Origin of the sequence: Sphingomonas sp. (assembly GCF_019746015.1) — a bacterium.
Taxonomy (GTDB): Bacteria; Pseudomonadota; Alphaproteobacteria; order Sphingomonadales; family Sphingomonadaceae; genus Sphingomonas.
Window position 1 is genome coordinate 1 of sequence record NZ_JAIESM010000014.1, and the last position, 10,635, is coordinate 10,635.

The 10,635-nt window shown below is 68.0% G+C and carries 9 protein-coding genes and 1 pseudogene; 2 read left to right on the forward strand and 8 right to left on the reverse strand.

Going from position 1 to position 10,635, the window contains the following annotated elements; all coding sequences use genetic code 11:
• Positions 1-274: 274 nt before the first annotated feature.
• Positions 275-1,342 (reverse strand): VacJ family lipoprotein, encoded by a 1,068-nt coding sequence (locus tag K2Y03_RS02525; protein WP_294087978.1) that lies wholly within the window; start codon positions 1,340-1,342, stop codon positions 275-277.
• A gap of 71 nt (positions 1,343-1,413) precedes the next feature.
• Positions 1,414-2,010 (reverse strand): ABC transporter substrate-binding protein, encoded by a 597-nt coding sequence (locus tag K2Y03_RS02530; protein ID WP_294087981.1) that lies wholly within the window; start codon positions 2,008-2,010, stop codon positions 1,414-1,416.
• Positions 2,011-2,350: 340 nt separating this feature from the next.
• On the opposite strand from K2Y03_RS02530, the gene ispH reads away from it, so the two are divergent.
• Positions 2,351-3,325, forward strand: a complete 975-nt coding sequence (ispH, locus tag K2Y03_RS02535) for a 4-hydroxy-3-methylbut-2-enyl diphosphate reductase (RefSeq protein WP_294087982.1) — start codon at positions 2,351-2,353, stop codon at positions 3,323-3,325.
• 12 nt (positions 3,326-3,337) lie between these two features.
• Positions 3,338-4,483, forward strand: coding sequence for an adenosyl-hopene transferase HpnH (hpnH, locus tag K2Y03_RS02540; RefSeq protein ID WP_294087983.1), 1,146 nt, complete (start codon positions 3,338-3,340; stop codon positions 4,481-4,483).
• Here the strand turns inward: hpnH and K2Y03_RS02545 are convergent.
• The 6 genes and pseudogenes from K2Y03_RS02545 to K2Y03_RS02570 form a co-directional block, all read right to left on the reverse strand.
• A complete protein-coding gene (locus K2Y03_RS02545) occupies positions 4,424-5,221 on the reverse strand; it encodes a phosphorylase (protein ID WP_294087984.1) in 798 nt (265 codons plus the stop codon). The genes hpnH and K2Y03_RS02545 overlap by 60 nt on opposite strands.
• Before the next feature lie 130 nt (positions 5,222-5,351).
• Positions 5,352-7,325, reverse strand: coding sequence for a squalene--hopene cyclase (gene shc / locus K2Y03_RS02550; protein ID WP_294087985.1), 1,974 nt, complete (start codon positions 7,323-7,325; stop codon positions 5,352-5,354).
• A gap of 11 nt (positions 7,326-7,336) precedes the next feature.
• Positions 7,337-8,587 (reverse strand): hydroxysqualene dehydroxylase HpnE, encoded by a 1,251-nt coding sequence (gene hpnE, locus K2Y03_RS02555; RefSeq protein WP_294087986.1) that lies wholly within the window; start codon positions 8,585-8,587, stop codon positions 7,337-7,339.
• Positions 8,584-9,423 (reverse strand): presqualene diphosphate synthase HpnD, encoded by an 840-nt coding sequence (gene hpnD, locus K2Y03_RS02560; RefSeq protein WP_294087988.1) that lies wholly within the window; start codon positions 9,421-9,423, stop codon positions 8,584-8,586. The genes hpnE and hpnD overlap by 4 nt, the downstream gene beginning before the upstream one ends.
• The gene (hpnC, locus tag K2Y03_RS02565) at positions 9,420-10,274 is read right to left on the reverse strand and encodes a squalene synthase HpnC (protein ID WP_294087990.1); all 855 of its coding nucleotides are present in this window, start codon (positions 10,272-10,274) and stop codon (positions 9,420-9,422) included. The genes hpnD and hpnC overlap by 4 nt, the downstream gene beginning before the upstream one ends.
• Positions 10,271-10,635: pseudogene (locus tag K2Y03_RS02570) on the reverse strand (glycosyl transferase family 2); the annotation flags it as partial. The pseudogene K2Y03_RS02570 and the gene hpnC, both read right to left, overlap by 4 nt.

Sequence of the window (10,635 nt, forward strand, 5' to 3'; positions counted from 1 at the left end):
GGGGAGCGGGCCGGCACCGCCAACGAAAAGCCCCTCCCCTTCAGGGGAGGGGTTGGGGTGGGGCCTCTGCCGACGCGCCCTGCCTTGCATTTGGCGTTTGTCCTGATCCGAAAATAACCCCGTTCGTGTCGAGCGCAGTCGAGACACACGGGCCGGGCGCAGCGCTGGTCTTCACGTCCCTCGACTGCGCTCGGGACGAACGGACTGAGCGGGGAGTGGGTCTACTCTCGCCCCACCTCCCGACCTCCACCTCTCAGCGGAGGGCCATCATCCCCTAACCCGCGAAATCACAACCCGCGTCGGCCGCCTTGGGCGGGCTGGGCAGCTGTTCGGGCGGCGTATCGTTGATTACCGGCGGCTTGGGCGCGGGTGGTGATGCATCGGGTGCGGGCGTTCCCGGCGGGGGCGTGGCGGGCGGCTCGCCAGTCGGCGGAGGCGCCGCCCCGGCTTCGGGATCGGTCAGCGGATCGTCGAGCGCAGGCGTGGCACTTTGCCCGCGCACATCGGCCACTTCGCTCGCGCGCTCCTGCAGATAGAGCGAGCGGATCGTGGCATAGGGGTCCGCCGAGGAACGCAGGATGATCTTGATCCGCTGTTCGAACTCGACGCGCTGGTCCAACCCCTGTGCCAGGATCGAGGGAATGATGAATTTCACCTCATTGAACGGACGGCCGATCGCCAGCGGCAGCACCAAACCGTCTACCTGATCGCTGATGATGTCGCGAAAAGTGCTGGGGCCGATGAACGGCAGGAAGATATAGGGCCCCGAACCCACGCCGTAGCGTGCGAGCGTATTGCCCAGGCCATTGTCGCGGTGCGGCAGATCGGCGGTCTTTGCCACATCCAATATGCCGCCGACACCGGCGGTCGAATTGATGATGAAGCGGCTGAAGGTCCGCATCGCCCGTTTGGGGCGCAGCTGCGCCAGATCGTTGAGGAATACGACCGGTTCGCCGAGGTTGGAGAGCACATGCCGGATGCCCACCCGCACCGGCTTGGGGAAGATCGTCTTGTAGATCAGCGCCATCGGGCGGAACAGGATGCGGTCGAAGAAATTGTTGAGGCTGTACATCGCCCGGTTGAACTTTTCGAGCGGATCGCCCTTGGCGTGGCCCTTGCCGCTTGCGGGATTGATCAGCCCGGCGCCGCGCTGGTTGGGGGTTGCGTCCTGCGCGGCGGGGGTTGTCGCGGATGGGGCGCCCTCCTGCACCACGGTTGCGCGGGTGACGGCAACCTCTGGCGGGGGCGCGGCAGGGGGAATGGCAAGCGGCGCCGGTTCCGCTGCCTGCTCAACGCCGTGCGTCGCAGCCTGCAGGGCACCCAGCGGCAAGGCCTGCGCCATTGCGGCGCCCGGCACCAGCAGCAGCGCCAGCGTGGGCGCGCTAGCGGCACCCGTCCAGAGTGCGCGGGGGCTCAGCGGGCGGCCTTGTCGGCAAGCGCGTTGACGTGCGCCACCAGCGCGCGCACCCCGCCGCTGCGCACGATCGCCTCGAAATCGGCGCGGCGCGTGGCGAGCTGGCTGATCGAGTTCTTGAAGAACACGTCGATGATCCGCCACTCGGCGCCGTTCTGGCGCAGGCGATAGGCAATGCTGACCGGCGCCTCACGCGGGGCGGTCAGCGTCGTTTTCACCAGCTTGTCGGTGCCGCGCGTCTCGACATTGGCGTCGACGGCAATCGCCTCGCCCGCCCATTTGTCGAAATTATTGGCATATTCGCTCACCGTCAGCCGGCGGAATGCCGCCATCAGCGCGGCGCGATCCGCCGGCGATGCCTGCACCCAGGCCGGGCCGACCGCCAGCCGCACCATCAGCGCCAGGTCGAAGCTGCGGTCGACCACCGTGCCGATCTGCTGCGCGCGGCCGGCAAAGCCCAGCTTCGCGCCGCCCTTCATGATGCCGATCAATCCGTCCGAAAGTGCCTGAACAGGCGCGCGGGCCGGGTCTGCCGTCTGGGCTGCGGCCGGCGCCGCCAGCGCCAGGCCGATCACTGCTGGCAACAACAACCGCATCGTCGACATATCTCCCAGTTCCGCGATCCGCCGCTTAGGCGAGCCAAGCTGCATCGTCCATGAATTATGGCTATCGACGCCCGCTGGGGCAAATTCATGGCGAAAATTTTTTGCGGTGCACGGCGGGTGTTTGACCGTCAGGGCGGTGGCATCGCCGGTCGTATTGATGACGCCCCTCTTCCAATTATGCCGCATTGCACTATGATGGTGCGTTACAATTGGGTCAGTGCCTGGGTAGGGGGAACCGCCAGCGCGACCGCAACGAGGTCACGATGCTGCCCAATTTCTCGGCAAGGGAGATTGGGCAGTGTTCAAGGGGGGTCACGGAAAGGGCTAATCCTTGCAGGTAATTCTGGCAAAGCCGCGCGGTTTCTGCGCGGGCGTGGTGCGCGCGATCGAGATTGTTGAGCGCGCGATCGATCTTTACGGGGCGCCCGTCTATGTGCGCCACGAGATCGTGCACAACCGCCACGTGGTGAATAAATTGCAGCGCAAGGGCGCGATTTTCGTCGAGGAGCTTGACGAAATTCCCGATGGCGCGCGCACCGTTTTTTCCGCGCACGGCGTGTCGCGCTCGGTGGAACAGGAAGCGGCGGCGCGCGGGCTGCCCGTGCTCGACGCCACCTGCCCGCTGGTCACCAAGGTGCATATCCAGGGCCGGCGCTATGCCAGCCAGGGGCGGCAGATCATCCTGATCGGCCATGCCGGCCATGCCGAGGTCGAAGGAACCGTCGGCCAGGTCGGCGTGCCGGTGCATATCGTCTCGTCGGAGGCCGATGTTGCCGCGCTGCCGATGGCCGATGATGCGCCGCTGGCCTATATCACCCAGACGACGCTGTCGGTGGACGACACGCGCGGCATCATCGCCGCGCTGGAGGCGCGCTTCACCAATCTGGCCGGGCCGGACGTGACCGAAATCTGCTACGCCACGCAGAACCGGCAGACGGCGGTGCGCGATCTGTGCCGGGTGGCCGATCTGCTGCTGGTGGTCGGCGCGGAAAACAGCTCCAACTCGAATCGCCTGCGCGAGATCGGCGTCGATGAAGGCCTGCCCAGCTATCTGGTCGCCGATGGCGACGCGATCGACCCGGCCTGGTTCGATGGCGTGGAGGCGGTGGGACTCACCGCCGGCGCCTCCGCCCCCGACGAACTGGTCGACAGCGTGATCGCCGCGCTGCGCCGGCTTGGCCCCGTCACCGTGTCGCAACTCGACGGGATCGAGGAAAAGGTGGAATTCAGCCTGCCTTCCGAGTTAAGGCACGCCAAAACCCAGGCTCAGGGCATGCGCACCGCCGCGCGCGCCACGGCCGCATAGGAAGATTGTTTCATGGCCATTCCGCTTTCGCTGATCGCGCGCATCGGCAGCTACACCGTCAAGAAGGAACTGAGCGGCAAGAAATATCCGCTCGTCCTGATGCTCGAGCCGCTGCTGCGCTGCAATCTCGCCTGTGCCGGCTGCGGCAAGATCGACTATCCCGATGCGATCCTCAACCAGCGGCTGAGCTATGACCAGTGCATGGACGCAATCGACGAATGCGGCGCGCCGGCCGTCTCCATCGCCGGTGGCGAGCCGCTGCTCCACCGCGACATGCCGCGCATCGTGCAGGGCTATATCGCCAAGAAGAAGTTCGTCATCCTGTGCACCAACGCACTGCTGCTGAAGAAGAAGATCGACGATTACAAGCCGTCGACCTATTTCACCTGGTCGATCCACCTGGATGGCGATCAGGGCAATCACGATCATTCGGTGTGCCAGGACGGCGTCTATGACATCTGCATTGACGCCATCAAGGAAGCCAAGGCGCGCGGTTTCCGCGTGCAGGTGAACTGCACCGTGTTCGATGGGCACGATCCGGCCCGCCTTGCCGCCTTTTTCGACACGATGGAGGAAATGGGCGTCGAGATCACCATCTCGCCCGGCTATGCCTATGAGCGCGCCGCCGATCAGGAGCATTTCCTGAACCGCGAAAAGACCCGCAAATTCTTCCGCGAGGTGTTCAAGCGCGGCAATGGCGGCAAGAACTGGACCTTCACCAACTCGCCGCTGTTCCTGGACTTCCTGGCCGGCAACCAGACCTATGAATGCACGCCCTGGTCGATGCCGCTGCGCACCGTGTTCGGCTGGCAGAAGCCCTGCTACCTGCTGGGCGAGGGCTATGTGCAGACCTTCGCCGAGCTGATGGAAGGCACTGACTGGGATCAATATGGCGTCGGCAAATATGAAAAATGCGCCGACTGCATGGTCCATTGCGGGTTCGAAGGGACGGCGGCGAAGGATTCGATCCGCAAGCCGTGGAAGCTGGCCAAGCTGGCGATCGAAGGCATCCGCACCGAAGGGCCGATGGCGCCCGATATCGACCTGTCGAACCAGCGCCCGGCGCAGGACGTCTATTCAAGCCATGTCGAGCGCGAACTAGCCAAGATCCGCGAGGCGAACCCCGACGCCGACAAGCGCGTGGTGAACGCGGCCTAACGCGCCGAACGCCGCCTCTGCACTGCGGCCCGTGGCGATCAGCGCGGGCAGCTGGGCGGGGCGGCGGGCAAGGCTGGCCAGCACGCGGCCCAGCGCCATCGATCCGTCGGGCTTCATGCCGACCAGCGCGGCCGGCGGCAGCGTGTGAGCGGCCGTGTCCGAAATCGCGCGAATCGCCGCGAACGCCAGGCCGTGCCGCGCGGCGACGCGGGCGGCGATGTGCGATTCCATGTCCACTGCAAGCGCGCCGGTTGCGGCGTACAGCGCGGCTTTCTCCGCCGCGGTTGCGGCGATCCGGTCCTGCCCGATGATGGCACCGTGACGGGCCTCGGGAAGGGCGGCGGCCAGAGCGCGGCTCAACCCCTCCCCTTCAGGGGAGGGGCAGGGGTGGGGCGTGGCAACTGGCGCTGCGCCCGCTGGCGCCGCCCCACCCCCATCCCCTCCCCTGAAGGGGAGGGGCTCGACATGCAGCACGATGTCGCCCGCCTTCAGCGCGGGGTCGAGCGCGCCGGCAATGCCCGCGCTCACGATCAGCCGGGCGCCGCCGGCGGCCGCGTCCAGCGCCGCCTCCAGCCGCGCCGCATCGCCGCCGCCGGGCACGGCGACGATGCCCGCGCCGCCAAGCAGCCTCGCCTCGCGCAGCAGCCCGCAGGCGACCAGGATCATGGTGCCGGTTGCGTCGTCGAACGACGCGCCAGTCCCAGGGTGCCAGCCGTCATGCCGGACTTGTTCCGGCATCCACCGGGGGCGCAAGCAAGGCGCGCGCCGTGCCGGGCAGCACCGTGGACCCCGGAACAAGTCCGGGGTGACGATCTGGCTTGCTGAAACCGATATCCTTCCCCTGCCCGGGGAGGGTTTGGCGAAACCCTCACATCCCGAACGCGACGTCGCGCGTGTTGGAGCGTTTGAGGTTGCGATAGCGCGCCACCGCCCAGAGCGGGAAATATTTGGGATAGCCGTGATAGCGCAGGTAGAAGACGCGCGGGAAGCCGCCGCCGGTATAATGTTCCTGGCCCCACAGCCCGTCTTCATCCTGATGCGCGACCAGCCAGCGCACGCCGCGCTCGACCGTGTCGCTTTCCACCCGCCCGGCGGCCATCAGCGCGAGCAGCGCCCAAGCCGTCTGCGACGCGGTTGAGGGGGCGGGCTCATAGCCGGCATAATCCAGCTTGTAGCTGTCGCAATCCTCGCCCCAGCCGCCATCGGGGTTCTGGATGCCGGCCAGCCAGTCCGCCGCGCGCGCGACCGAAGGGTGATCGGGCTTCAGCCCGGCCGCGTTCAGCGCGCACAGCACCGACCAGGTGCCGTAGATATAGTTCACGCCCCAGCGGCCGAACCAGCTGCCATCTTCCATCTGTTCCTTGGCCAGGAACTGGAGGGCGGCCTGCATGCGCGGGCTTTCCAGCGGCTCGCCCAGCTGCGCCAGCATCGACACGCAGCGCGCGGTCACGTCGCTGGTCGGCGGGTCGAGCAGCGCGCCATGGTCGGCAAAGGGGATGTTGTTGAGATAGTGATAGCTGTTGTCGGCGTCGAACGCGCCCCAGCCGCCATCGCGCGATTGCAGCCCGACGGTCCATTCGGTGCCGCGGTCGATCGCCATGTCATAGCCGCCGGCACCCGCGAGCGCCGGGGCAGGGGCCAGCTTGTCCTTGGCGCGGTCCATCGCCATCACCACCACGGCGGTATCGTCCAGATCGGGATAATGGGCGTTGTTATACTGAAAGGCCCAGCCGCCGGGGCGCACGCCGGGCTTTTCCTCGGCCCAGTCGCCCTTCACGTCCAGCACCTGCAGGGGTTTGAGCCATTCCAGCCCGGCCCGCGCGCGCGCTTCATTGGCGTCGCCGCCCGCCTCCAGCAAGGCATGCGCGGCGAGCGCGGTATCCCACACCGGCGAGACGCAGGGCTGGCAATAGGCCTCGTCCTCCTTGACGACGAGCAGCTTTTCGACCGACTGGCGCGCGATCGCGCGGTGCGGATGATCCTCGGCATAGCCCAGGCAGTCGAACATCATCACGCTGTTGGCCATGGCGGGATAGATGGCGCCCAGCCCGTCCTCCCCGTTCAGCCGCTCGACGACGAAATCGACACAGGTGCGGATCGCGCGGTTGCGGGTGGCGCTGGGCCAGAGCGGCTCGACCGCCTTCAGCACCCGGTCGAGCCCGCCGAAGAACAGCTGCCAGTGGCGCTTGGCGCCGGCGGCCTGGCTCTTCAGCGGGGCGGACCTGGCCGTGTAGAGCTCATCCACCTTGATGCCCAGCGGATTGCGCGCGACTGGCTTCTTCACCGCCAGCACCAGCAGCGGCACGATCACCGTGCGCGCCCAATAGGCCATTTTGGACAGATGCACCGGGAACCAGCGCGGCAGCAGGATGAGCTCGACCGGCATCGTCGGCACCACCGACCAGGGCCCGGCATCGAACAGCGCCAGCTGAATGCGGGTGAAGACGTTCACGGCGGCCGCACCGCCTGCGCGGTGGATGGCAGCGCGGGCGCGGGCCATGTGCGGCGCGTCGATATCATCGCCGATCATCTTCAGCGCGTAATAGGCCTTCACGCTGGCCGACACATCGAACGCGCCGGCATGGAACAGGCCCCAGCCGTCATGCTTGGCGGACTGGATGCGGCGCAGATAGCGGCCGATCTTGGCTTCCAGCTCGGCATCGACGGGTTCGCCCAGGAAATGGCGCAGCAGCACATATTCGGCCGGAATGGTGCAGTCCGCCTCCAGCTCGAACACCCAGTGGCCATCGTCGCGCTGCAGCTGGGCAAGCGCGGCGGCGGCGCGGCCGGTGGCGGCGTCGGCAAGGGTCGTGATATCCTGAACAAGCGTCTCGGTCGTCATGGCGAGCGCGCTTACACCAGATTGGCGCGCCGTGCCAATCGGGCCGCCGTTTCGCCCGAACGGAGTGCCCCCTCGATGGTGGCGGGCAGGTTGGTGCGTGTCCAGTCGCCGGCCAGGAACAGGTTGCGCCAGGCGGTGGCAGCGGCGGGGCGGCGCGCCTCCTGCGCGGGGGTGGAGGCAAAGGTCGCGCGCTTTTCCTTCACGATCTGCCAGCGCGGCAGATTGGCGCTGATCCCCAACGTCGCGCAGATTTCCGCCCAGAGCTGGCGGGCCAGTGCCTCCCGGTCCTGATCGATCACATCGTCCGCGCCGCTGATGGTGATCGAGATGCGGTCGTCATGGCACACCACCCATTGCGATGCCGCGCCCAGCAGCGCGGTGATCGGCGGCGCGCCGGGCGGCGGGCTGATCGCGTAATGCGCGTTCAGGATCGAGCAGAACTGGTCGGGCGTGGTCAGCCCCGGCACCAGATCGGCCGCCACCCAGGGCGGCACCGCCAGGATGACGGCGGCATCGCCCACCGGCTCCACCCCGTCGCCAAAGTCGAGGCCGGTCACGCGCCCCGCGTCCACCGCGAGCGCGCGCAGCCGCCGCGAAAAGCCCGGCGTCGTGCCGCGCGCGGCAAGATATTGCAGCGCGGGATCGACGAACACCGCGTCGAGCGTGGGCAGCGCCACCATCGTCCGGCACGCCCGCCCGCCGCGCGCGAAGCTTTCGAGCAGGAACCGCCCGGCAAGCCATGCCGAGCCCCCATCGGGCGCGCAGTTGAGCACGGCGAGCATCATCGGCTCGACCACCCGTTCCCAGAACGGCCCCCGGTCGCGCACCACCTCGCCGATCGTCGCCTGGCGCGAGGCGGTGACGAGCGACGCCAGCGCCAGATAGTCGCGCATGCGGGTGCCGGGCGTGCGGCGCTTGCCGCTCATCACCCACCAGGGCAGGCGGCTGTCGTTGACGGAGAGCGTCCAGCGCTGCCCGTCGCGCAGATCGTGGAAATGGAAATCGGCGTGCGCCGGCCCGTGCAGCCCGGCGCTGCTGCCGATCCGCGCCAGAAAGCGGCCCACCGCCTGATTGCCCGAAAACACGAAATGATTGCCATTGTCGATCAGCAGGTCGAGCTGCTTGTCGTGATAGCTGCGGCAGCGCCCGCCGGCGCGCGGTGCACTGTCCGCCAGCGTCACCGACCAGCCGGCGCCGGCCAGATCGACGGCGGCCGACAGCCCGGCCAGCCCCGCCCCGACAATGATCGCCCGCCCGCTCAACGCCAGACCATCAGCCTGAGCACGGTGAAGATCAGCGCGGCCTTGTTCACCTTGGTGCGGGTGCGCGGCGGCGCCCAGCCCTGCGCCTCCATCCGCGCCAGGATCTTGGCATAGACCGCCCCCATCAGCCGGGGCGCGATCAGATGGCCGGCGGGGCGCCGCTTCAGAATCGCGTCGGCGGCGCGGTAATGTTCATGCGCGAGTGCGGCCAGCTCGCGCGCCACCCGGTCGAGCGCGGGATGGGCAACGACATCGGCGGGGCTTGCCGGGTGAATGCCGGCCGCCGCCAGATGCTCGCGCGCCAGATAGACACGGCCGATCGCGGCATCCTCGTCAATGTCGCGCAGGATGTTGGTGAATTGCAGCGCACGGCCCAGATGATGGGCCAGCGGAATGCCCTCCTCCTCGGTCATCCCGAAAATCTTCACCGACAGCCGCCCGACGGCAGAGGCGACACGGTCGCAATACAGGTCCAGCGTTTCGAAATCGGGCCAGCGGATATCCTCGGCCACGTCCATCGCCATGCCGTCGATCACCGCGTGGAAATCGGCACGGTTCAGCGCGAAGCCGTGCACGGCTTCCGCCACCAGCGCGGCGCGCCCGGGCGCCCCGCCGGCATAGAGCGCGTCAATGTCGTGCCGCCATGCCGCCAGTTCGGCGGCGCGCCCCTCGGCATCGCCCTGCTGGTCATCGGCAATGTCGTCCACCGCCCGGCAAAAGGCGTAGACGGCGTACATCGCCTCGCGCTCCGCCTTGGGCAGCACGCGCATGCCGGCATAGAAGCTGCTGCCGGAGACCTGCGCCTGCAGCGCGGCCGGGGTCGTCTTGGGGTTCATGGCCGCAACTGCCCCAGCGCGGCGCGCGCGGCGATCAGCGCGGCTTCGGCCTTGCCGTGGTGGACGCGCCCGCTCAGCGGATCGCGGGTCAGCAGCCGCCGCGTCAGGCTCTCGGCGAGCCGCTGGATCACTGCCACTTCCAGCGCCAGCCGCCGGCTGCGGATTTGCGCGGCGAAACACGCCGACTCGGCGAGCAGCGCCTGGGTGCGCCTGGCCATCGCCACGATCACGCTGCGCAGCGCCGGGCTGGCGGCGGGGGCGGCGAGTTCTTCCACCGACGCGCCCGCCGCCGCCATCATGTCGAGCGGCAGATAGACCCGGTCGAGCGCCCGGTAATCCTTCGCGCAGTCCTGCAGATGGTTGATCACCTGCAACGCTGCGCACAGCGCATCATTGGCGGGCCAGGTCGCGCGGTCCTCGCCATGCACGTCGAGCACGAAGCGGCCGACCGGCATTGCCGAATAACGGCAATAATCGATCAGCTCGTCCCAGCTGGCATAGCGGCGCTGGGTGCAGTCACGCTCGAACGCGGTCAGCAGGTCAAGGCCGTGCTGCGCGGTGAGGCCGTGCGCCGCCAGCACACCGCGCAACGCGGTCGATGCCGGATCGGCCTCGCTGGTGCCATTGAGGCTCGCGCGCATCGCGCCCAGCACCGCCAGCTTGTCCGCATCGCTGGCCGCTTCATTGTCGGACACATCGTCTGCTGCGCGGGCAAAGCGGTAGAACGCCATCACCGGCGGGCGGTGCGCGGGTTTCAGCAGGAACGAGGCGACCGGGAAATTCTCGTCCCGATGCCCCTTGCCGGAGGCAAGCGCAGCGGCGTCCGATGCGGGAAGGGAGGTTGCCGTCATGCGCCCAGCGCCGCCTGCGCGCGCCCCTTCCACATGCCGCCGCGCCCGCGCCAGTGCGCCCAGGCCGAGGCAAGCGTGCAGCCGGCATAGAAGGTGGCGATCAGTGGCAGCGCCACGCTCCACAAAGGCGAGCGGCGATAGAAATGCAGCATTGGCTGAAACGCGATTGCCATCAGACCCCAGGCGCCTATTCCCAGCCAGCGCGCATAGCCCCCGGCAAACAGCGCGAGCAAGGGCGGCGCAAGATAAATCAGCGCAAGGCCCGCAATCGTGCCCGCCAGCAGCAGCGGCGAATAGCTAAGCTGCGCATAGGCCGAGCGCGAAATCATCGCGCCGACCGAGCCCCAGCTGTCATAGCGGC